We start from the raw sequence: 21,962 nt of genomic DNA, 5'->3' as shown, positions 1-21,962 counted from the left end.
TCGATGAAAACCCATCGCTTGCTGATCATTCTGCTCGTCAGCATCGCCGTCGTCGTGGCCGCGGTATTCGTCGTGACGATCACCGGCATCGACCGATCCGCCGCACCGGCCCCTTCCCGCGGTTCGGAGCGCGGTGCGGCCGTCCCGATCGCGCCGAGCGTACCCTCCGGCGAACAGCAGCGGCCCCCGACCGTTGACGCGTTCGGCAACCGCCTCGAAACCCCCGCCGACGACGCCGGAGCGGTGTTGCCGCAGGACCCCGGTGCGCGACCCGACCCCGCCAGCCCGGACCATCTGCGCTCGGCACCTGCTCGGCTGCAATGGCAACGCGGCTGGGGCGGGGCCGCCTTGCCGGTCTCGGCAAGTGACGGGCCCACCCAGATCCGCGACGGCCTGGCATCGGGGTTCGCGCGGACCCCGCAGGGTGCGGCACTGGCCGCACACGACGCGCTTGCCCGGGCGCTCGCAGCACCGGAGGGCATCTGGCAATACGCGGTCCGCACCCGTTTCTACGGCGGCGGTGACGCGTTGGTCGCCCGGTTCGCTCTGGCGCGCGCCCGCACCCCGGATGCTGCCCGTTACGTCGTCGTGCCGGATGGGGTGCGGATTCAGCCCGGCTACCGCGATGACCTCGCTGTCGTCGAGTTTGCCGTGCGCTCCGACAGCGGTTACGGCGTATCGGTGTGGCCGATGGTCTGGATCGACGGCGACTGGCGCGTCCGCGTCCCCGACAACATCGAAACCCTCTGGCAGCGCGGCACATCCACGCCGACTTTGGCTGGGTTCGGGACCTGGAAGGCAACGTCATGAGCACCGTGGCCGTAACCGGGAATGTCGTCGCGCTGCCTGCGCGCAGACAACAGGTGCCGCTGCCTTCGCTGCCCAGCTTGTGTGATGTCCCCGGTGGTCCGATGGAGGCCTGCAAGACCCTTGCCGACAGCGCCGGAGGCGCGGCCGGATCGGCGATCGATCAGCTCGTAGACATCCTGGTCAACGGCTTCAGTAACGGCCTGCGATTCGCAATGTCGTGGTGGACGAAGCTCCCGTCGCCGGAGCTCACCGGTGCCGGGGGTGCGCCTGGTTCGGCGTTGAGCGCGGTTCGCGACTACACGAGCGGGTTGCAGGTGATCATGCTGACCTGTGGGCTGATGTTCGCGGCCGCGCGACTGGCAATGGCCAAACGGGGCGGCGTCGCGGGCGAGGCGCAAGAGAGCTTTCTCATGCTCGCCCGAGCGGTGTTCGGAGCCATGACATTCGCCGCCGTCGTCACCGCAGGCACCCAATCTGGAGACGCGTTCGCGAACTGGGTCCTCGATGACGCAGCAGGCCCGGACCGGACCGGGACGGTCGAACGGATCCTCGCCTTCGGCGAACAAACCCGCGTGGCACTAGGGCCCGGTGCCTTGTTGACCATCGGGTTGCTCGGTCTCATCAGCATGCTGGTGCAGCTGGTCATGCTGGTGGTGCGGCAGGCGTTGCTGATTCTCGTGGTGGCGGTGCTCCCGATAGCTGCGGCGGCGTCAGGGACGGGGCCGGGTTCGCAGTCGTACAAGAAGTTGCTGGCGTGGACTTTGGCGTTCGTGTTGTGGAAGCCGGTCGGCAGTTTGGTGTATGCGGTCGCGTTCACGGTGATCGGCAACGACGCCTCCCAGGACCCGCACATGGTGCTGCTCGGGCTGATCCTGCTGGTGATGAGCGTGGTCGTGCTACCGGCGCTGATCCGGCTGGTCGCGCCGGCGGTGTCGACGCTGGGTGGCGGCGGGGGAGCGGCCTCGGTGCTGGCGGGCGGGCTGGCCGGTGTCGCGATGGGCGCCGCGGGCGGTTCGAAGGGCGGCTCTGGTGGTGGCCGCAAGCTCAGCGAGGGCGACAACGCTGCCGGTGGGGGAGGCGGTGGCGGTGCTGGTGGCGGCGGAGGGGGTGGCCTGTCGGGGCCCGCTGCCGGTGGGGGCGGGCGCGCGATGCCCGCCAGTGGTTCCGGTGGTGGGGGTTCGGGCGCGGTCATCACCGCCGGGTCGACCGGCGAAGCTGCCGGTGGTGGCGCCGCCGGTGCTGGTGGCGGTGCGGCGAAGTCGACGGCGGCGAAGGCCGGTGCCGGTTCTGGTGGCGGCGAGGCCGCCACGGCCGGCAGCGCGGGTGCGGCGGGCCCTGTCGGGGCTGCGGTGGCGGCCGGGGAGGCGGTGAAGGCCAAAGTGCAGCAGGGGGCGGAGGCGCTGGAGTCGGCGGTCGATTCCGGGGGTGCGGGGGCGCCGGATGCGTTGGGTCCGGGGGAGGTGCGGCGATGACCTCGCGGATGTATGGGCGGTGGGAGAAACCGCGCAGCGCCGGGTTCTTCGGCCTCTCCTGGGGCGTGTCCATGCTCGGGCTCGGGCTGGTGATCGCGGTGATGGTGTCGTTCATGATCACCCGATCCATCCACATCAGCGGCGCCCTGCTGATGGTGTCGGCTCTGGTGTTCATCCCGCTGGCGGTCACCGTGGACGGCCGCACCGGCTGGGAGCTGGTGTTGCTGCGTGCTCAGTTCGCGGTGGCGCGGGCGCGGGGCGAGCATGTGCTGCAGCAGGGCCGGTTCTCCCGCATTCCCGGGATCGCGAAACTTCCTGGGCTATTGGCGGATTCGCGGTTGTCGGAGTACGAGACACCGGGCGGGCGGCGGTTCGCGCTGATCCACATCCCGCGCACCGATCACTACACGGTGGTGATGCGGGTCATCCCGCGCGGCAAGGAACTCGTCGACCAAGCCCAAATCGATTCCTGGGTCGACGAATACGGCCGGTTCCTGGCAACCCAGAGCCGCGGCGGGGAAGTCGTCGCAGTCACCGCGGTCCTGGACAACGTGGTCGAGACCCGCCTCAAACAAACCCGCGAGGTGACACGCCTGGTGCGCCCAGACGCCCCTGGGTTCGCCAAGCAGGTGATGGCCGAGGCAGGTGCGGATGTGGGTGGGGTGGCGGTGCGGATCGAGGCACGGATCGCGATCACATACCGCGCCATCGGCAGGACCCGGTTGCGCCGCGACACCGCCGAGCAGGCCCGCGAGATCGGGCGCCGCCTGCAAGGCGTGCTGTCCCAACTCGCCCGCGCCGGGCTCCCGGCCACACCGTTGCAGGCGTGGGAGGTCATGGGGCTGGTGCGCTCGCGCTACGACCTGGCCGCCCAGCGCGACATAGAAGCCGCCGGCCCCGACCTGCTGGCCACCCAGTCCTGGGACAGTGTCGGACCGTTGGCGCACCGTGACCGCTGGGACCACTACCTGCACGACGGCGGCCGCTCGATCACCTGGGAGATGAACCTCGCCCCGCAAGGCGCGGTGCCAGAAACGGTGCTGGAGGAGTTGTTGCGGCCGCGTGCGGATGTGCCGCGCAAGCGGGTGGCGATCGTGTACCGGCTGCATTCGGCGGCCGAGGCCACCAGCCTGGTCGATTCCGATTACAAGGACGCCCTGGCCGCCGAGCAAACCCAGCGTGGTGTGGCGACGGCCGGGGCGCGGATCCGAGTCGGCAACACCGAAGCCACCCGCATCGAGCAAGCCCGCGGCGCCGGCTTGACCCGGTTCGGGCTGCTGGTCACAGTCACCGACCACCTCGACGCCGACATCCCCGGCATCGAAGCCTCCGTCCAGGGCATGAGCGCTGCCTCCCGGCTCGGGGTGCGCCGCTGCTACGGCACCCAAGCCGCCGCCTTCGCTGCCTCCCTCGGCATCGGATTGATCCTGCCCGAACACACCTCCATCTCGAAACGAGTCTCCGCATGACCACACCACCCACCACGAGAAAGCAACGCCGACGCCGGTCGGTGCGCACCGAGCAGGTCGCCGGGGTGCGAGTGCTCACCGCCGACGCACGCGCAGCCCTCGAGGTGCAGGCGCAGGGTGCGGGATGGCGGGGGTGGCGGGCCAGGGTGGCGATATCGAGCGATGACCATCGACGTGCCACCGCCGCCCGCCGCACCGGCAGGGGTGGGGCGGGTGCCGATGGCTTCGACCGATCGCCGGCCCTGACCGACCGCGGCTACCGCGGTCCTGGTGGCGGCCGCGCCGCTGTGGTGGCCGCGACCCCGGAATGGCGCGCGACCACCGTCCAAGTCGCCGGTCTGTGGCCCTTCGCTGTCGGGGCCAGCGCTCCCGTCGTCGGCACACCCCTGGGCACCCACTACATCACCGGCGCCCCGGTGCATTTCGACCCCATGTCGTGGTTCCTGAAGGGGTTCATCACCGCGCCGATCGCGTTCGTGTTGGCACTCAACGGTTTCGGGAAGTCGTCGTTGATTCGCCGGATGGTGACCGGGGCGGTCGCGGCCGGAGAGACCGTGCTGTGCATGGGCGACACCAAACCCGACTACCGCGACCTGGTCACCGCCCTCGGCGGCCAGGTCGTCGACGTCGGCTACGGACACGGCACCCTCAACCCCCTCGACCTCGGCGCCCTCGGGCAGGTCGTGGACCAGCTCACCGACCCCGACCAACGCCGCCAAGTCACCGCCCGCGTGGAAGCCGGGCAGGTCAACATCGTCGCCGGACTCATCGAACTCGTCCGCGGTGCCCGCGTCGCCGACTACGAAGAAGTCCTGATCGCTGCCGGGCTGCGCGAACTGTATTCGCCGACCGGTGGTTTCGACCACACCAGGCCGCCGCTGTTGTCGGATCTGCTGGCGGTCATTTCCGGCGGTGGTGACCGGCTGCGGGAGTTCGCCGAAGAAGACGACGAACCCTCCTACCGGGCCGCCACCAAAGCGCTGCGCCGGTCGCTGCGTGCGCTGGTGGAGGGCCCATTCGGGGCGATCTTCAACGGACACACCAGCACTGCCATCGATATCGACAGCCCCGCGGTCTGTGTGGATGTGTCCCGCATCCCCGAAGGCGACACCAAACTCTTGGCTGCGGTGTTGATGGTGTGCTGGTCGAACGGGTTCGGCGCGGTCGCTGCCGCCCACGCTCTGGCCGACGCCGGCCTGGCGCCGAAGCGGACCTTCGAGGTTGTGATGGATGAGATCTGGCGGGTGCTCGGTGCCGGCGATTTCATGGTCGATCGCGTCGACGCCCTGACCCGCCTCAACCGCGGCCTCGGTACCGGGTTGATCATGTGCAGCCACACCATCAAAGACCTCTCGGCGTTCGACTCACCCGCCGCCCAAGCCAAAGCGTTGGGATTCTTCGAACGCGCCCGCGCCAAACTCATCGGCCCCGTCGGCCCGGAGGAGATCGAACGCATCCGCGCCGCCGCCGGCGTCACCGAAACCGAAAAATTGCTCGTCACCTCCTGGGCCGCACCACGGCCACCCAGCGACGACGACCTCGACCCCGGTAGGCGCGAAACCCCGCCCGGCACCGGCTGTTTCCTACTCAAAACTGGCGAAGCCCATGAACCCGGCATCCCGTTCCGCATGGTTTTCACCCCCACCGAACTGCGCAGCGACATTCACAACACCAATCGCCGCTTCATCAACCTGCCCCGCACCCACCCACCGTTGACCTCTCAGCCGGCCACGGCAGCCGGAGGAACGCCATGACCGAACCGAAGCCACCCCGCCACCCTCACCAGGGTCCAGGAGCGTCTTTGCGTGCGGGTGCCAGCGGGGAGACGGATCCGTTCTACTACGCCAACACCGGCGCCTCCTGGGGCGAGCAGTTGCTGCGCGCTGATTTCGCGCGCGCTCACCAGCTGCGCGAGGCCGCCTACCGCGCCGACAACGACCAGATGACTGTGATGCTGGCCGACGCCGGTCGGCTCGCCGAGCGCTGGCGCACCCGTGACGACGACCTCGCCGCCGTGTGGGAGGGCCTCGACGACGCGGTGTTGGGGTGGCGGCATGCGCCAGCCACCATGGCCCGGCTGCTGAACAACCTCGAAGACGACCTACAACACGGACGCGAAAGCGTGCTGCCGGAGTCCGAGATTCGCAGCATGTATCAGGCGGGGGAGCTGACCGGCCACCGTACCTGGCTCACTCCCCCCACGATGACCCGCGACGCTTCCCATCACGCCCCACGCATCTTCGGAAAGGCCGTCGGCGGCCCGCTGCCACCCGCCAGTAGTCCTGACCCCGGCCTTGGCGCTGCGGCGATGCCGTTAGCCGGCATCGAGTCCGCAGTGGAGCACGCCGTAGCTGACGAGAGACCGACATGGGTGCCGGAACCCGAAGTCGATGCAACCGCGCCGTCGGCGTCGACGCAATCGCAGATGGAGTGCGGGCCATGACCGCGCCAACTGCCATCGTGTGCGCGCCGTCCGACGGTCTTCAGCGGCCGCGCCGCGAGCTTCCGCGCCCCACCGTGTTCGACACATCCGAGCACCGCCGCCGAATCCACTCCGACCCGGAACCATGCCATGAACTCGTCACCGAAAACCGTTGCCGCGACAGCATTGCTGTCGCCGGTGGTGCTATTGGTGACGTTGCTTCTGCTGGTCCTGGGTGGCGCGCACCAGCCGGTGTCGTGCGCGGACCCCGTGACCGGGCATACGCCGGGAGTTGCGGGCCCGACCGGGCAGACGGTAGCCGGGCTCTCCGAGCGCCAATTACAGCTCGCCCGCCAAGGCGTGGCGATCGGGTTGCAGCGTGGCATGCCGGAGGCGGTGATCATCGCCGAGCTGGCCGCCCAGATCACGGAATCCTCGCTGCGCAACCTGGCCAACCCGAACGTGCCGGAATCACTGGACTATCCCAACGACGGGATCGGCACCGACCACGATTCGGTCGGCCCGCATCAGCTGCGGTTCAGCCTGCACGGCCAGCCCGGCATCGCCGTCCTGATGGATGCCGGTTATCAGATCAACTGGTTCTACGACAAAGCCGAAGCCCTCGGCGCCGCGGCGGGGGCGTTGACCCCGGCCGAACTGGCGCAGGAGATCGAACGCTCAGCACCCAACGCGTACGGCCGCCACATCGACCTGGCTCGCCAGTTGTATGCGATGTTCGCCGACCTGGACCCGGCTTCGATGCCGCGCACCCCACCGGGTGCCCCGGCGGCAGGGTGCGGGGCCGGGAGCCCACCGTCGGGGCCGTTGTCGCCGGCGAGCTCGTTCGGTACGGCGGTGATCGAGGCCGCGTCGCGGTGGATCGGCACCCCGTATGTGTGGGGCGGTGGCGACGTGCACGGCCCGACCGGTGGCGGTTTCGACTGCTCCGGGCTGACCTTGTATGCGATCTACCACGCCTCCCAGGGGCGGATCCGGCTGCCGCACTACACCCAGGCCCAACAAGACCATCCCACCGCCGAAGTGGTTCCGTTTGCGGCGCGCTCGCCGGGCGATCTGATCTTCTTCACCAGCCCGGGTGCGGCCGATTCCCATCATGTCGGCATTTATGTCGGTCGCGACGAGCAGGGACGCGACCTGCTGCTGCACGCCCCGACCAGCGGCCAAACCGTCACGATCGGCCTGCTGGCGGATTTCGACGGCGACCGCATGGACGTGCGCCGCTACCCCAAACCCACCCCCGACGGCGGCGACCCACGCACCTGACCCCTGCGCCGCCGATCGCGCTGTTGCTGGAGGACCTGATGAACCCACCACCCGCTGTCGAGAACGAAGACCGGGGTGAGGTCACCCCGGAGATGGTGGTGCGTGTGCGGGCGGTCGAGCTGTGCCGCTGCACCACCACCCGGCAGCTGGACCGCATCGCTGCCCAGCACGGGTTCACCGACCCCCGCACCGTCGAGCGGTTCCTGACCGCGCTGCTCGACATCGCCGGTATCGACTACGAAGGCATGCGCCAGGCCGAAGCCCTCGACCGCACCCACCGCAGCCTCGGCCAGCTCGCCGATCGCGGACCCCGGATGCTGCTGTATTCGGCCGCCACAAGCAACCAGTTCACCCTCTGCGCCGGCAACGGCCACGTCATCTGGCGCGACCACCACCCACCCGACACCGGCCCAGATATCCCAGCAGCGGAAGTCGCGGCGCGGCAGGCGATCTGGCTCGCCGGGCTCGCGCGCACCCACTGGGGTGCCGACGCCGCAACATTGCGCCTGGTGCTCGCTGACGCCGACGGGGTGAACCGGCTCCTGCTGAATGCGGCGGCGCTGACGGCGGCGCTGGTGCTGGAGCTGACGGCGCAACCGGTCGATCATCCCGCCACCGACGTCGCTACTGGTGGGCCGGTGTTCTGGTCGACCGCCGACCTCGCTGCCCTCATCGACCCCACTGGAGAACCACGATGAGAACGCCCGCACTCCTTGTGCCCGCCTTACTCCTGGCCGCCGCGCTCACCACCAGCGCCTGCACCGCCGACCCCACGATCGGAGCGGGCGAAACCACTTGTGCCGCTAGGGCCTTGGATTCGCCATTCCAGAAGGTAGAGCCGTGCTCGGCGCAGGCGGTGCTGGTCGCGGCGACGACGGCGATATTCGACTACCGGCCGTTCGAGCAGCGCGATCAGCGCGCGGCGTTCCGCAGCGCCCGCCCGCTGATGACCCGCGAGTTCGCCACCCGCGCAGAACAGGCTGCCCTGGCGTGGGCACCGATCACCACCAGCCAATGGCAGCACTGGGCCATAGACGCCACCCCGATCACCACCACAGTCAAAGTGGTCGCCGATGACCATCCGCCCGACACCGCCTCCCGCGTCCAGCGGGTGCTGGCCGTCGAACTTCACCCGGCCGGGCAGGCACGGATCGCGTTCGCGGTGTACGCCCACGCCACCCGCCCGGGGTTCGGGCAGGGATGGTTGCTGGCGGATCTGGTGGTCCGGTCATGAGCGGCGATCCGGTCGAGGAATCCAGCGTCGCCGTCCGCCAAGGTTTTGTGCAGGCCCTGCAGACCGCGCACACCACCGCGGCGCTGATGCAGCGGCGAGGCGGGGAATCGCGCAGCCTCGCCGAACACAACCTGCGGATGAGTAACGACGCCGCCCGTGAACAGCGGTCACAGACCGAGTACCAGATGCGGGTCTTTGATGCGATCGAAAAGGCGTACCAGGGTCGTGAACTGCACGCTGTGAGGGTCGAGGAGGTCCGGGAGCGGATCAAGCGGGGCGGGGAACTTCACGAGAAGGAGCTGGATTACAAGAAGGACCAGATCGAGCGAGGCAAGCAGGATCTCGATCGCCGCAACACCGACTCGGTCCTCGAACGGGGTCGCCTCGACGCGGTGCAGGAGGAAAAGATCAAGGGTTACACCGCTCGTGAGGAACGGGCGGCGGAGCTGCACAAGCTCGATGTCGACTACAAGAACCTATTGATCGAAATCCGGCGCCGCGCCGCCGGATTCAGTGACGCCCTCACCTCCAAAGGACCAGCGGGCGAGGCGATGGCGTCGGCGGCGGCGTTCGCCACCGCCCAAGCCACCAGCGACCGGTCCGACACCCACCGCGCCGCAGCCGCTGCCTTCACCGAACGCTTCGCCGAAGACACCGGCCTCGATCCCGGTGCCCTCATCGACGACACTGCCAGCCACCCGCCTCAATGGGAGCCCAACCCCGCCGACGCCGAGTTCCTCGACAATCTGAACGGACTCACCGAGAAATTGTCGATGGCCGCCAACCTCGACCAGGGTGCATCCGCCACCTGCCCAGACCCCACCGCGCCCGGGCAGGTCATCGACGCCGTCATCGCCGCCGCCAGCGCCGACCCCGACCCGGCCGCAGACCCCGACCCTACACCGGAACCAGCGGCGGAGACGGCCGCCACCGTGGCCTCGACCCTGGAGCCGGAACCATGACCCCGCCCGCCGCCGCCCACCCGCGAACGCGGCGCGCATCGAGAGGTGGTCGGCGATGGTGAACACTCCGACCCGGATCCAGGCGCATCTGCTGCGCGCGATCCAAAACATCAGCTACGACAACCACACTCGCCTCGAAGCCGCCCGCCGTGACGGCCACACCACCCCACCGCCGGCGGTAGCCGAACATCTCGCGATCGGGGAACGCTCCCGCGAGGAGATCGAGCGGACCGCGCTGGCGGTAGGTGTGCCGAAAGCCTGGATCGATTACGTCCAAGCCGCCGGCAACCGGGGCGCGGCCTGGGATCCGGGCACGGTGATGCTGGCCCCGAACACGATCGAGCGGTCCACCCTGATCAGCGCGCTAACCAATGACGTGCGCTCGTTGCAGGACATGGCCGCAGTCGCGGCCGCCTACACCCGCACCGCCGACGTCGACACCGACCGCACCGCCCGCCATCGCCGGATCATGGGCATGACCTGGCAACGCCTCGGCGCCATCGGACACACGCTCGACCTGACCGTCGATGAACGCCACCAACTGTGGCAGCGGGGTCCTCGACATTGGGCCACCGAAGCCGCCGCCGAGGCCGCCGAAATGACCGTGCCGCAGCTGCACGCGCGCTTCGACCACATCTGCGGCGCCGACTTCACCGCCGTCGCGATGCCCACCATCGTCCTGCAGGCCGCGGGAATCACTGCCGACGACATCGGCGCTCAGATGCCGGTCTCCCCGGACCGAATGGTCGAACTCGCCGCCACCGCCCTCGACCAACAGGAGAGGACGGAACCGGCATTGATCACCGACCCCACCCGCGCAACCCACCCCGGGCACGCCATCACCGCCACCCTCGCCGCTGCCGGTCTGACCGGTGACCCGCCGAATCCGTTGCCGCGGCCGGAGCAGCCGCCCGAACCCGCAAGCACGGCAGTCGATTACGGCATCAACCATGCGCCGTGACCATTCCCGATAAGGACCTTGTCCCGCACGGAAGTGAGAGAAACGATGACGAGCCCGACACCCTACGACGGGTTATCGACGTGGAAGCTGCGGCTGCTGGCGCGCATCCAGAAGACCTCGGCCGACCATGCCCGGGTGCTGCGCAGCGGATACCCGGAATACCAGCGTCACTACGGCGCCGGTGACATCCCGATCCAGACCTGGCGCACCCATCTGCGCGCTATCGCTGCGGACCTCGGCGATATGACGGCGCACGCTGCCGCGGTGGATATCCCGAGCCGGGTCATCGGTGACGCCGTCGCGGCCGGTGCGCGGGGCGAGTTGTGGGGCGATTCGGTGCATACGCCCCCGGCGTTGGCGCACGGGGAGACCGAGGTCTCAGCGCATATGGTCGACGGTGTCGCCTCCGACATCTGGCAGCTCGAACACATGGCAGTCCTCCGCGTGGAGCACACCGCGCGCGGACTCGACGCCCGCGTGAGCGCCGGGGAGATCGCAGACTTCGACGTCAACATGGAGTCCCTGTGGGCCCGGGCGAGGATGACCGCCGACGCCATCGAGCTGCCCGAGCGTGACCGCGCCGAGATCTGGAACCGTACCCGGGACGGTTGGCAGCGCCTGGTCGAAGCCACCGTGTTCGTCTATAGCGACACCGAATTGCATGAGCGGTGGCGCACGATGGCCTGGCCCGGCCTCGCCTTCGAAGCCCGCCGTGACCTCGACACCCTCACCGCTACCAACCTCGGGCATCCGCCGCCGACCCGCGAGCAACTGATCATCCACGCCAGCCAAGTGATCGCCGACGCCAACGCCAACTACGCACCACCACCGCTCGGCGAAACCATCGCCGCCTCCGTCGGGGAAAACCTGGCCGCCCATTGGGCCGACCCCGACCCAGGTTTCGCCGGCGAACCCATCGATCCCACGCCGCGGGCAGACCCGCCGGGGCACGAGCTGTGACCGCGCCTCTATTCGAGATCGCAAGTACCAGAAAGGAGTCTGCGATGACTGGTCCGATGGCCGGTGTAGATCGGCTGCCTGGGTGGCAGCGGCGGCTGCTGAAGGGTGTGCAAGATCTGTCCTATGAGCATGTACGGGTACTGAATTACGAGTTCCCGACCTATTTCCCTGGCTCGGAGGGCGGGGACCTGCCGATGCAGATTTGGCGGGACCAGCTCAGCGACGCTCACTCTCAACGCATGCAGGCACGGCTGCGGGCTATCGACGCAGGTATCCCGCGCGAGATGGTGGACGCAGCAGCCGAAGCAGGGGCCTACGGCATCCGCTGGGCCGACAGCCCGCACGCCCCACCACCGTCGGAACATCCAGAACTCGACCACATCATCGATCACCTGGCCTTCGACGCCTACCGGCTCGAGCAGATGGCGGCCATGCACGCCCGCCGCGCGACGATGCACGGCCCGCTGCGTCCCCACCCGGGCGAGACCGGGCTGCCGGAACAAACGCGGCGCAACATGATCGCGACCGCCCACCGTGCAGCGGTGTTCGCCCAGGTCGCTGATCTGAGTGAGGGCGAGGCCGCCGCGTTCTGGGACCGCGATGAGTCCGCGTGGGATCGCGTGATCGGCACGTTGATGGAGAACGTCGACGACCTCGCCGTCGTCGAAGGATGGCGCGCGGCGTCCTGGGGACACATCGAAACCGCCCTGACCGGCGATATCCACGCCTTGACCGACATGTATGGGCTGGCGAGCCCACCGCAATGGTGGCCGCCCGATCCCGACACGCTCCTCGCACGCGCCGGCGCCGCCGTCGCCCGCTACCACGACCGGACCGCGACCGCGGCAGCGGTCGAGCATGGCAGCGCACCCGAAACGGCAACGGTCATCGACGTGGAGCCGGGGATCGAGGCAGAGTCCGACTCTGCGACGCCGCCGGAGCAGCAGATCGACCCTGACCTGGGGTGGTGAGGCGCAAATGTCGGAATCATCGCCGTCGGTCGAGGATTGGCAGGGGCAGCTGCTGCGGAGCATCCACATGCTGTCGGCCCACCGCACGCAGCTTGTGGCCACACCCGTGGTGCCGGTCGGTGATCAGGAATTGGATGAGGAGCAGCAGAGGGCACACGCCGCGGCTGTGGATGCGGTGGAGGGTTTGCTCGAGCAGACCGAGCAGACTGCGTTGTCGGCGGGAGTCCCGGTGGGGTGGATCGCGGACATGCGGGAACTCGGCGCCCGCGGTGCGCGGCCCGCACCCGCACCGGAGCCGGGCTCGCCGGTGAGCGCGGTGCCGGTGCGTGACGGGGTGAGCCAACAGTTTTATGTCGAGATGCTGAGTGTGGATCTGTGGCACCTGGAGCGGATGGCCGGCTTGGCTGCCGCCAGCGCCGACCGCATCGCCACCGGCCGATGGAGTATCAGTACTGATCCCGGCGCCGAAGGCCGCCGGTTCGCCGAGGCGATGGCCCGTCGCTGGGAACGGGTCAACGCCCTGGCCCGCGCCGCTGAACTCACTGACAGCGAGGCCCAAACGTTGTGGGGCGCGGGCGCAGACGGTATCCGCCACTTCCACGCCGGGGCGGTGAGCACCTGGACCGAGGCCACCCTGGTTCAGGCTTGGAGCGACTACGCCCACAGCACGCCGGATCTGGCGATCCCGCCGTATGTCCCCGCCGGCGCCGGTGCGGGCGCGCAGGAAAGCGCTCCGACCGTCCCGACACCGCAGCAGATGATCGCCGCAGCATCGGCAGCGCTGCGATCGTCCTTCATCGCCAACGCCATCACCGCCGCCACACACGACCATGCCGAGATCACACCCGAACCGGAGGTCGAGAACTGGGACACCCGCACCGACGTCGAACCCGATCCGGTCAACCACGACAACGGGCCCGGACCGTGATGCCATCGCGACAGGAACCGAAAGCAACTCTGCACCAATAGTTTCCGTTCGCTTGTCGGTGCGGCGGTCACGGGTACTGACCGGATGCGCCGAACCTGATCTGCCGGGGACATCCACCGGCCGCCACCGCCTTTGCACGGTCGCGGCAGCCGCCCTCCCACACCCTTTTTGGAGGCGACGATGTCCACCACATCGACTTCTGCGGGCGATCTCGCCGCGACCGAGGCCGCCCTGCGACACGATTTCACACGCGCGCACAACCTGCGGATGATCGCCCCGCACGCGGAAAGCCCTGAACAGACCCGCGCGTTCCTCGACCAGGCCACTGCCCTGGCCGCGAACTGGACAAGCGACCCCGACTCCCGCGGGCTGTGGCACGAGCTCGAAGCCGCGGTCGGCGCATGGGAAGCGCGCCCGGAAACGACCGCCGCCACATTCCGGCGCCTGTCGCAAACCCACGCCGCCGGCGACCTCCCGATCGACGACCGCCAGTGGCGAACCCTGACCCAAGCCGCCGAACTCACCGGCCACCACGAGCCCACGACCACCGGCTCCGGCCAGGACAGCGCTCGCTGGCGGCCACAGCCGAACACCGAGCTCGCCAGCAGTGCGAGTGTGCTCGATCGCGCCCTCGGAGGACGCGCGACCGAACCGGTGAGCCTGGACGAGGTCGATGCGGTGATCGCCGCGACCAATCGACTGCTGGAACTCGAACACGACCTCGGCGACCGCGACACCGGCGCCGACGAGCACGCCTCGCTCCTACCGTCCGAGATGCGTCCCACCCCGGGCATCGACGCCGCGGGCCGCCGCACCGCCGCACTGGGGCGGCTGCAGAATCTCACCGCCGAACATCAGCGGCTGGCAGGGGAGTGGGACGGGCCGGGTGAGGCGGTCGACACCCTCGTCACCCGCCTGGACTCGCTGTTGGAGGCGACCCGCGCGGCCCGGCGTGACGCCGCCGACGCCGGAGGCAGTGCCACCGACATCGAATCCGCCTATCGAGCCGGTCGCGACGGCCACTACTGGCTACCGCACCCCGACCACCAACCCGCCGCCGACGGTGCCCAACCCGGACCGGCGGCCGCCCTCGCAGGCGCCGACGGCGCCGACATACACGCCCTCGTCGACGCCGCCATAGGAGGCGACACCGAACCGCAAGCATGGCCCAGCGAGGACGGCCCCGACACCGCGCCCGACCCGGCCCAGGTCGTGCGCGAGGTGGGAGCGACGCTATGAACCAGCCACCCCTGGAACTGGTTTCCTTGCGGTTGGGGGTGTGGTCGTGATGGCCGGGCGCGAGTCGCGGCGGCGCAGCCGACGCGGGCCCGGCGAGGAGACCACGCTCCTGGCGGCCGCGTTGGCGCTGGTGCTGATCGCCGGGGCGGCGTGGCTGGCGCTGGCGGCGGGGAATTGGATCAGCGGGCAACCGGTCATCGGCCATCCGGTGCGGGCGCTGCTCGCGGTGTCCGCCGGGAGGCATCCGTGGCCGGTGGCGGCGACCGCCATCTTCACCGGTCTGCTCGCGGGCGGGTTCGGCGCGGGTGTGGCGGTGTGGCAGCGGTATCGGGCCGGCAGCGAGATCGACGCGGCAGCGCGCACCATGCAGCCCCCGCACCTGATCACCATAGCGCGCGCCCGCGACAACCTCGCCGCCAACCAGCGACTGCTGCGCGATGCCCCCGCACCCGTACGCGCTATGCCGGGCCCACCGCTGGGGCGCACGGTCATTGGGGGGATCGAGTTGTTCGTGCCCGCCGAGCTGGGGGTCACGATCGCGGCCGGCACCCGCACCGGCAAGACGATGGCGTGGGCGGTTGCGGCGGTGCTGGGCGCGTGGGGTGCGTGCCTGGCGACCTCGAACAAACCCGACCTCTACCGCCACACTCTCGTCGGCCGCGAACGCCGCGGCCGGGTGTGGTTGTGTGACCTGCAAGCGGTGACCGGGCAACCGGTGTGCGGGTTCTGGGTCAACCTCCTGACCCAGGTGACCGGATTGCCGGCCGCACGCAAGCTGGCCGGATTCTTCGTGTCCGGGTCGACGAGTTCGGCGTCGCAAGCAGCGAATGCGAAGGTCGACTCGTATTTCGATGGCGGCGCTCAAGAGCTGTTGGCGTTGTACGTGTTTGCTGCCGCGTGTGCGGGTGGGGATTTGCTGCATGTGGCCGAATGGCTCGGCCGCGACCAGGACGAAACCCCGGCGCTGATCCTGCGCGCCCACGGCCACACCCGCCCGGCCGAGCGGATCCTGGAATGCCAGGGCCTGTATGCCCGCCAACGCGACGGCCTCTACGACATGGCCCGCCGATTCCTCAACGTCCTCTCCGACCCCGGATACGCACAGATGATCACCCCACCGCGCCGGCTGCAGATCAAGGTCCGCGAAGCGAGCCCGGCCGAACGCGCACTGGGGGCGAAGAAAATCGTCGTCGACACCGCTGAACTGGAATCGACGCACCAGTTGCCGGAATTCGTGCCCGGCGAGTTCGTCACCTCGTCGGACACCCTGTATGCGCTGTCGATGGCCGGCCCGGACGGCGCCACTCCACTGACGTCCGCTCTCGTGGGTCAGATTCTGGAGGCGGGGTTGGCGGTGGCGCGGGCGCGTCCGGATGGCCGGTTGGCGTTGCCGTTGCTGGGGGTGCTCGATGAGGCCGCCAACTGTGCCCGCATCGGGGAGCTGCCCTCCTACTACACCTACGCCGGAGGCTGCGGCATCGTGCTGATGACGATCCTGCAGGTCCTCGAGCAAGGCGAAGACCTGTGGGGCGCCAACGGTTTGGCGACCATGCGCGCGCAGTCGATCGAGGTCTACGGCGGCGGCATCGCCGCCACCGGCTACCTCGAGCATTGGGTCGCGATGGCCGGCGCCCATGAGGTCGCCGACCGCTCCCGCGGCCGCGGCGCCGGCGGCACCAACCGCACCCTCACGTGGCGCACCGAACCCATCCTCGACGTCGCCATCCTCGCAGCGCTACCGAAAAACCGGGCACTAGTACGGCTTCCGAACCACGGCCCCGTCGTCGTCGAAAAGCAGTGGTGGTCTGACACCGAACACGCGCCCCTGGTGCGCGCCTCGTTGGCCCGCTTCGACAAAGCCACCCAACCACTGTCCGGCCTCGACAACGCCGACCCGGCCGACGGGCAGGGGGAGCCGTCATGACTGCCGCAGTGGGTTCGGGTTCGGCTGGGTCGAAGGGGAAGGCGGCGCCGAAGCCGCCGCAGTACCGGCATTTCGCCGACTTCGTCACGTCCTGGTTGTTGCCGACGATCAACGTGCGTCTCGCCGAGGCCAATCGCGAGAACACCTACACCTGGTGTGAGCGGTGGTGGGCCCACCGCGCGGTCGCGGTGCGGTTCGCGCACCTGCACAACGCGTTCGAGGCCCAACGCCGCTCCAACACCGGCAGCGGCCTGAGTACGTTCCTGCTCTCCCACGTCGACGGGCATATGAAGGTGATCCTCGACGCCGCCAACGGCCCCCTGCACCGCTGCACCCGCCGAGAACACGTCAGCACCGAATCCCTACCGTTCGACCCGGTCCCACCCGGATGGTTCGGCCCACCCAAACCCCCACCACCTGATCAGACCGAGAGCGGCGGCGGTGACAGCGCGACGAAGAAGGCGCCGCCGCGGTTCGCGCACTATTCGCAGTTCGTGCAGAAGTGGCTACTGCCCGTCACCTCAGTACGGATCGCAGCCAACCAGCGCGAAGGCCAGTACACGTGGTGTCGGCAGTGGTGGCGCCACCAAGCGGTAGTGGTCCGGCTCGCCGCCGTGCACCGCGTGTTCGAGGCCGCGCTGCGCGCCGACGACAAATCCGCGATGAGCACGCTGTTCGTCCGCCACATCGACCCGCACATGCGCTACATCCTCGACGCCGCCAACGGCCCGCTCTACCGCTGCACCCCCGACGACCACCTCGACACCCCCGGCCTACCCGCGGCGGGAGTGCCGGACAACTGGTTCGGCGTCCCCGGCGCCACCACACCGATCAAACGCCTGGGATTCGGCCCCGACTACCGCAAACTGCGCCAACCCGACGAGGGGGAGTCGTGACGATCGCACCCACCCGTCTCCAAGCGCGACTGTTGCAGATGCTGCAAAACGAAACCGCCGCCGCCACCGAGGCGCTCCGCACCGCCGACGAGCACTACCACCGCACCGGCGCCCGCCCCGACCAGACATGGTTTGACGGCCACGAGCAGCGGATGCTGTTGCGGCAGGCGCTCGAAGGCGCCGCGCACGCGGCCGGCATCCCGCAAGCATGGCTCGACCACGTGCGCGAACGCGGCGACCGCGGCGTGCGCTGGCGCGCCGATCTGTCGCTGCGCGAGCCCGAACAACCCGACTGGGACACCGTCCTCGGTGACCTCGTCGCCGATGTCGCACGCCTCCGGGACTGGTCGGCCCTGGCGGCCCTGCACCCCCACACACCCGACCTGCTCGAGACCGACCCGCGTACGCGCCTGGCCCGCAACCTCAACGCTTTGTTCACCAGGACCGCCGGCGTGGTCAACCTCCTCGGCGTCGACGACACCATCGCCGCGGACCTCTGGGGCACCCACGCCGACCTCGTCGAATCCGGCGCCCGGCAGCTCGCCGGAATCGACACCACCGAACTCCACCGCCGCCTCCACGCAGCTGCCAACACGGACACTGGCGCCTACCTGCTCCAAGCCCAAGTCCTCGAAATCACCCGCATCCCCACCAACACAGCCCCCGGCCTGCCACCACCACGCGCCCTCGGCACCGACATCATCACCGCCCTCGGCACCGACGCACCCCAACCCGCACCCCACAGCACCCCGACCGTCACTCTCGACAACGCGACCGGCCCTGCAGAACGCACGGCGGAGTCGACGATCTTCCGTGCCGCCACACACGGCGACACCGCCGGTGCCGCGCCGGTGAGTTTCTTAGGCCCGGTGGGTGCTCCGGCGTTCAGTGACCGTCCTCGGGCCGATCAGGGCGCGGCGATCGACGCGGCGGTCACCGCCGCCGCTCCGGATGCCGATGCAGCGCTGTGGTTCAGCCACGCCGACGATCCGACACACCTGCCGCAACCGCACCCGGATACCGGCCAGGAGATGGCGCCATGAGCACGCCCAAGCGCGGACCGCGCCTGCGGGAACTGCCCGCCGCCCAGGCAGATGCCCTGCGCGCGCTCTACGACCACACCGTCACCGTAACCCGGCTTCGCGCCACCACACCCACATTTCCCGCCGGTGTCCATCCGCATCTGGATGTCGCCGAACGCGAACGAGCCCTGGCCGAGATCGCAGCCCGCAGCACCGGCCTGCCCGAGATCTGGGTCCAACACACCCGCCACCTCGCCGGCACCGGCCAGCCCTGGCACCTCGACCACCACCTACCACCAGCACCAGCACGACGGCCGCAACGGCGCACCCGCACACGCGTGAACGATGACCTCGAGCGACTCCGCGAGATGGCCATCCTGATCGCGATGCGCGAGCACGGCATACCCTCCGCCCAGGCCGCCGCCGGGGCGTCGCAAGTCGATGGGCAACAACTGCGCCGCAACATGAACGCGCTGCGGACTCGCGCACTGGCCACCGCCGCCGCAATCGGCCTCGACCTCGAACACCACGCCATCTCCGACGGCCAGCTCGCCCACACCGGCACCCAGCTGCTCGCGGCCGCCGACACCGACCTCGACGCCCTCTGGCACACCCACACCCGAGACACCATCGCCGCCGACGTCCGCAACTCCCTGCGCAACCTGCGCCGCCACCACCCCAACCTGCACCTCGACGACGCAGCCATCGCTCGCCCCTCACAGCTGATCGCACGCGCCCACACGCTCATCGCGACATCCGGGGCCGACCCTGACGGCCGGGCCATGGAGAACGCGATCACCGCCGCGGTCGGCGCCGTCGAAGCCCCATTGACCGCACCGGACCCCGATCTGGTTACCGCACTTGCCGAGGAAACTCCCGCCGCGGTCGCGTCGGCCGACCACGACCACGGCCCATCCCCGTGACCAGTCACCTCCACGCAGACCGGCCACCCCATGCCCAATCCTTTTACGCGACTTGGAGAGTCGACCATGACCCTTGCATTAGACCGCTACGCCCGTCCCGCCGCCCTGCATCAGCATCGCTTCGGGGAACACCGCCTCACCTACCTGCCCGACGGCGTCGCCTACCTCGACCCCCACGCCTGGCTACCCGACGCCACCGACGAGATATGGGACGCGCACGCACATCTAATCAACCCCGATGGCTGGCTCGTCGCCAGCGTCGGCGCCCTCCTGATCGAATACCGCGACCACACCCTGCTCATCGACGCCGGATTCGGCCCCATGGCCCTCCCCACCCCCTTCGGGCTGATTCGCGGCGGCGAACTGGTCCGCAGCCTCGACACAGCCGGCAAACAGCCCGACGACATCGACGCGATCGCCCTGACCCATCTGCACCTCGACCACATCGGCTGGCTCTGGCAACCCGGCAGCCCGTTCACAAACACCCCGGTCCTGGTCGGCGACATTGAATGGCACCACCGCCACCTCGCCGCCACCGACGGCGTCACTTCCGAAATCCTCGACACCTTCGCCGACCGCGTCCGCACCATCACCGACCACCAACAGGTCGCCCCCGGCATCCACGCCACCACCACACCCGGCCACAGCCTCGGCCACCTCACCTACACCCTCACCACCGCCCGACACCGCGTCATCGCCTTCGGCGACGCACTACAAACACCGGTGCAAATCCGCCGCCCCGAACTCACCTCCGCCCTCGACGACGACCCCGACGCCTCCCGCACCACCGCCCGCCGACTCGTCGACGACCTCAGCACCCCCGGCACCCTCGGCTTCGGAACCCACTTCGCCGACACCCAACTCGGCCGCGTCACCACCACACCCACCGGAACCAGAACCTGGCAACCACACACGTCTGGACAACAGCCGCCGGCCAGACCTGACCGATGGCGTCGGGGAGTCCTTTGAGGCCGTCGCAGACGAGCATGCACACGTCTTCGGCACCCCGGTTACGCAGCTCGGTGAGGATCTGCAGCCAGAATTTCGCGCCCTCACCGCCGTCACCGGCCCACAAACCGAGGATGTCGCGGGTGCCGTCCACCGTCACCGCCAACGCGACATAGATCGGCCGGTTGGCGACCTTGCCGTCGCGGATCTTCACGTGGATGGCATCGAGGAAGAGCACCGGATACACCGAGTCCAGCGGCCTGTTCTGCCATTCGGCCATCCCGTCGATCACCTTGTCGGTGATGGTGGAAATCGTCTGCTTGGACACCTCGGCGCCATAAACCTCCCGCAGATGCGCCGAGATCTCCCCATGCGTCAAACCCTTCGCCGACAGCGACAGCACCATGTTCTCGACCCCATTGAGCCGGCGCTGCCGCTTACGCACGACCTGCGGCTCGAAACTCCCCGCCCGATCCCGCGGCACGTCGATATCGACCGGGCCGACGTCGGTGACCACGGTCTTGGTGCGGGTCCCGTTGCGGGAGTTGCCGGTTCCACGCCCTGCCGGATCCCCGTGGTCATAGCCGAGATGGTCGGTGATCTCGCCCTTGCATCTGCTGCGGGCCTCGTTCCGATACGCAGCCCGCCAGCACTGGGACGCGATCGCCAAAGCCCTCAAACCGGTATACACCGCATCCACAGAGTCGGCCGCGCTGGAACGGTTCTGCGAGTTCACCGAGGCATGGGGCGGTAAATACCCGGCGATCGTGAAGCTCTGGGAGAACTCCTGGTCGGAGTTCGTGCCGTTCCTGGCCTTCGACACCGAGATCCGGCGGGTGGTGTGCTCGACCAACGCGATCGAATCGGTCAATGCCCGCATCCGCCGCGCCGTCCGCGCCCGCGGGCACTTCCCCAACGAGCAAGCAGCCCTGAAATGCGTCTACATGGCCATCATGAGCCTCGACCCCACCGGCGCCGGACAGAAACGCTGGGTCACCCGATGGAAAGCGGCGTTGAACGCCTTCGACATCACCTTCGACGGCCGACTCACCGCCGGACGAAAGTAACCGAATCACACCGAGTTACACCGTTATCTGGACAGACCCGGATGATGATTGTGCCGGCCGCCCATCCGACAACTTCGGTCCCAGCGCCTTGTCTCGTCCGTTGCTGCTGCGGCACGGTTCTCGGCGGACGGCAACGGCGATGTTGGACAGCGCGGCACCGAGTGACGGGATGTTGGACCAAGATTGTCACGATTTTCCACGACGACGTCATGGAGGAAATCTTCGTCGGCGAGGGACAATTCGGTGACTATGACCTGGCATTGTTCCGAAACGTTGACCTTGCCGGCAAAGTCCGCTAGTGTTCTAGCCGCGCACTACAGGTGCGTCTTCATGGCTTCGGTGAAACTGACTGAAGCCATTTTTCATGTCATCAGAAGGTCCTCGGCGTACGTGCCGGGGGCCTTCTTTCGTTTTTCGGAGGTGATCGATGATTACAGAGGCGGCTGAGTTGACGAGCCTGCCCAATCCAG

General features: G+C 68.9%; 19 protein-coding genes and 2 pseudogenes. 20 read left to right on the top strand and 1 reads right to left on the bottom strand.

Annotated features, from left to right (window positions below; genetic code table 11):
• Positions 1 to 3 precede the first annotated feature (3 nt).
• The 19 genes from AC4HOU_RS00155 (at position 4) to AC4HOU_RS00065 (ending at position 20,446) form a co-directional block, all read left to right on the top strand.
• Positions 4 to 810, top strand: a complete 807-nt coding sequence (locus AC4HOU_RS00155) for a DUF8175 domain-containg protein (RefSeq protein ID WP_195026753.1) — start codon at positions 4 to 6, stop codon at positions 808 to 810.
• Positions 807 to 2,282, top strand: a complete 1,476-nt coding sequence (locus AC4HOU_RS00150) for a hypothetical protein (RefSeq protein ID WP_195026752.1) — start codon at positions 807 to 809, stop codon at positions 2,280 to 2,282. Before AC4HOU_RS00155 ends, AC4HOU_RS00150 begins: the two co-directional genes overlap by 4 nt.
• Positions 2,279 to 3,751, top strand: coding sequence for an SCO6880 family protein (locus AC4HOU_RS00145; protein WP_195026751.1), 1,473 nt, complete (start codon positions 2,279 to 2,281; stop codon positions 3,749 to 3,751). The genes AC4HOU_RS00150 and AC4HOU_RS00145 overlap by 4 nt, the downstream gene beginning before the upstream one ends.
• Entirely contained in the window at positions 3,748 to 5,505 is a 1,758-nt protein-coding gene (locus tag AC4HOU_RS00140) for a hypothetical protein (protein WP_195026750.1), read from the top strand. Before AC4HOU_RS00145 ends, AC4HOU_RS00140 begins: the two co-directional genes overlap by 4 nt.
• Positions 5,506 to 5,552: 47 nt before the next feature.
• Positions 5,553 to 6,194, top strand: coding sequence for a hypothetical protein (locus AC4HOU_RS00135; RefSeq protein WP_195026749.1), 642 nt, complete (start codon positions 5,553 to 5,555; stop codon positions 6,192 to 6,194).
• 189 nt (positions 6,195 to 6,383) lie between these two features.
• Positions 6,384 to 7,457: a C40 family peptidase gene (locus AC4HOU_RS00130; protein ID WP_490723974.1), complete on the top strand. Its 1,074-nt coding sequence runs from the start codon at positions 6,384 to 6,386 to the stop codon at positions 7,455 to 7,457.
• A 38-nt stretch (positions 7,458 to 7,495) separates the two neighbouring features.
• On the top strand, positions 7,496 to 8,155 hold the full coding sequence (locus AC4HOU_RS00125) for a hypothetical protein (RefSeq protein WP_195026747.1): 660 nt from the start codon (positions 7,496 to 7,498) through the stop codon (positions 8,153 to 8,155).
• Positions 8,152 to 8,691, top strand: a complete 540-nt coding sequence (locus AC4HOU_RS00120) for a hypothetical protein (RefSeq protein WP_195026746.1) — start codon at positions 8,152 to 8,154, stop codon at positions 8,689 to 8,691. Before AC4HOU_RS00125 ends, AC4HOU_RS00120 begins: the two co-directional genes overlap by 4 nt.
• Entirely contained in the window at positions 8,688 to 9,653 is a 966-nt protein-coding gene (locus AC4HOU_RS00115; RefSeq protein WP_195026745.1) for a hypothetical protein, read from the top strand. Before AC4HOU_RS00120 ends, AC4HOU_RS00115 begins: the two co-directional genes overlap by 4 nt.
• 55 nt (positions 9,654 to 9,708) lie before the next feature.
• A complete protein-coding gene (locus AC4HOU_RS00110) occupies positions 9,709 to 10,614 on the top strand; it encodes a hypothetical protein (protein ID WP_195026744.1) in 906 nt (301 codons plus the stop codon).
• Positions 10,615 to 10,659: 45 nt separating this feature from the next.
• Positions 10,660 to 11,574 carry a hypothetical protein gene (locus tag AC4HOU_RS00105; RefSeq protein WP_195026743.1) on the top strand — a complete coding sequence of 305 codons (915 nt, stop codon included), beginning with the start codon at positions 10,660 to 10,662 and terminating at the stop codon, positions 11,572 to 11,574.
• 107 nt (positions 11,575 to 11,681) lie between these two features.
• Entirely contained in the window at positions 11,682 to 12,545 is an 864-nt protein-coding gene (locus AC4HOU_RS00100) for a hypothetical protein (RefSeq protein WP_490723973.1), read from the top strand.
• A gap of 7 nt (positions 12,546 to 12,552) precedes the next feature.
• A complete protein-coding gene (locus AC4HOU_RS00095) occupies positions 12,553 to 13,473 on the top strand; it encodes a hypothetical protein (protein WP_195026741.1) in 921 nt (306 codons plus the stop codon).
• 180 nt (positions 13,474 to 13,653) lie between these two features.
• Positions 13,654 to 14,712 carry a hypothetical protein gene (locus tag AC4HOU_RS00090; RefSeq protein ID WP_195026740.1) on the top strand — a complete coding sequence of 353 codons (1,059 nt, stop codon included), beginning with the start codon at positions 13,654 to 13,656 and terminating at the stop codon, positions 14,710 to 14,712.
• Between the two features lie 49 nt (positions 14,713 to 14,761).
• On the top strand, positions 14,762 to 16,636 hold the full coding sequence (locus AC4HOU_RS00085; protein ID WP_195026739.1) for a type IV secretory system conjugative DNA transfer family protein: 1,875 nt from the start codon (positions 14,762 to 14,764) through the stop codon (positions 16,634 to 16,636).
• Positions 16,633 to 17,532: a DUF4913 domain-containing protein gene (locus AC4HOU_RS00080; protein WP_490723972.1), complete on the top strand. Its 900-nt coding sequence runs from the start codon at positions 16,633 to 16,635 to the stop codon at positions 17,530 to 17,532. Before AC4HOU_RS00085 ends, AC4HOU_RS00080 begins: the two co-directional genes overlap by 4 nt.
• Positions 17,529 to 18,575: a hypothetical protein gene (locus AC4HOU_RS00075; RefSeq protein ID WP_490723971.1), complete on the top strand. Its 1,047-nt coding sequence runs from the start codon at positions 17,529 to 17,531 to the stop codon at positions 18,573 to 18,575. Before AC4HOU_RS00080 ends, AC4HOU_RS00075 begins: the two co-directional genes overlap by 4 nt.
• Positions 18,572 to 19,477, top strand: coding sequence for a hypothetical protein (locus AC4HOU_RS00070; protein WP_195026172.1), 906 nt, complete (start codon positions 18,572 to 18,574; stop codon positions 19,475 to 19,477). Before AC4HOU_RS00075 ends, AC4HOU_RS00070 begins: the two co-directional genes overlap by 4 nt.
• A 30-nt stretch (positions 19,478 to 19,507) precedes the next feature.
• A complete protein-coding gene (locus AC4HOU_RS00065; protein ID WP_490723970.1) occupies positions 19,508 to 20,446 on the top strand; it encodes an MBL fold metallo-hydrolase in 939 nt (312 codons plus the stop codon).
• Here the strand turns inward: AC4HOU_RS00065 and AC4HOU_RS00060 are convergent.
• Positions 20,382 to 21,089 (bottom strand): annotated as a pseudogene (locus AC4HOU_RS00060) (IS256 family transposase); the annotation flags it as partial. The gene AC4HOU_RS00065 and the pseudogene AC4HOU_RS00060 overlap by 65 nt on opposite strands.
• On the opposite strand from AC4HOU_RS00060, the pseudogene AC4HOU_RS00055 reads away from it, so the two are divergent.
• Positions 21,034 to 21,492, top strand: a pseudogene (locus tag AC4HOU_RS00055) (transposase); the annotation flags it as partial. The pseudogenes AC4HOU_RS00060 and AC4HOU_RS00055 overlap by 56 nt on opposite strands.
• Positions 21,493 to 21,962: the final 470 nt, after the last annotated feature.

It is taken from the genome of Nocardia sp. JCM 38205 (genome assembly GCF_058222935.1).
The sequence above is the reverse complement of the archived record's forward strand: the minus strand, read 5'-3'. Positions and strand labels throughout refer to the sequence as shown.

What these genes read in the sequence shown, in the direction of transcription:
- AC4HOU_RS00155 (WP_195026753.1), top strand. Translation starts at nt 4, where the DNA reads ATGAAAACCCATCGCTTGCTGATCATTCTGCTCGTCAGCATCGCCGTC.
- AC4HOU_RS00150 (WP_195026752.1), top strand. Translation starts at nt 807, where the DNA reads ATGAGCACCGTGGCCGTAACCGGGAATGTCGTCGCGCTGCCTGCGCGC.
- AC4HOU_RS00145 (WP_195026751.1), top strand. Translation starts at nt 2,279, where the DNA reads ATGACCTCGCGGATGTATGGGCGGTGGGAGAAACCGCGCAGCGCCGGG.
- AC4HOU_RS00140 (WP_195026750.1), top strand. Translation starts at nt 3,748, where the DNA reads ATGACCACACCACCCACCACGAGAAAGCAACGCCGACGCCGGTCGGTG.
- AC4HOU_RS00125 (WP_195026747.1), top strand. Translation starts at nt 7,496, where the DNA reads ATGAACCCACCACCCGCTGTCGAGAACGAAGACCGGGGTGAGGTCACC.
- AC4HOU_RS00120 (WP_195026746.1), top strand. Translation starts at nt 8,152, where the DNA reads ATGAGAACGCCCGCACTCCTTGTGCCCGCCTTACTCCTGGCCGCCGCG.
- AC4HOU_RS00115 (WP_195026745.1), top strand. Translation starts at nt 8,688, where the DNA reads ATGAGCGGCGATCCGGTCGAGGAATCCAGCGTCGCCGTCCGCCAAGGT.
- AC4HOU_RS00110 (WP_195026744.1), top strand. Translation starts at nt 9,709, where the DNA reads ATGGTGAACACTCCGACCCGGATCCAGGCGCATCTGCTGCGCGCGATC.
- AC4HOU_RS00105 (WP_195026743.1), top strand. Translation starts at nt 10,660, where the DNA reads ATGACGAGCCCGACACCCTACGACGGGTTATCGACGTGGAAGCTGCGG.
- AC4HOU_RS00095 (WP_195026741.1), top strand. Translation starts at nt 12,553, where the DNA reads ATGTCGGAATCATCGCCGTCGGTCGAGGATTGGCAGGGGCAGCTGCTG.
- AC4HOU_RS00090 (WP_195026740.1), top strand. Translation starts at nt 13,654, where the DNA reads ATGTCCACCACATCGACTTCTGCGGGCGATCTCGCCGCGACCGAGGCC.
- AC4HOU_RS00085 (WP_195026739.1), top strand. Translation starts at nt 14,762, where the DNA reads ATGGCCGGGCGCGAGTCGCGGCGGCGCAGCCGACGCGGGCCCGGCGAG.
- AC4HOU_RS00080 (WP_490723972.1), top strand. Translation starts at nt 16,633, where the DNA reads ATGACTGCCGCAGTGGGTTCGGGTTCGGCTGGGTCGAAGGGGAAGGCG.
- AC4HOU_RS00070 (WP_195026172.1), top strand. Translation starts at nt 18,572, where the DNA reads ATGAGCACGCCCAAGCGCGGACCGCGCCTGCGGGAACTGCCCGCCGCC.
- AC4HOU_RS00065 (WP_490723970.1), top strand. Translation starts at nt 19,508, where the DNA reads ATGCCCAATCCTTTTACGCGACTTGGAGAGTCGACCATGACCCTTGCA.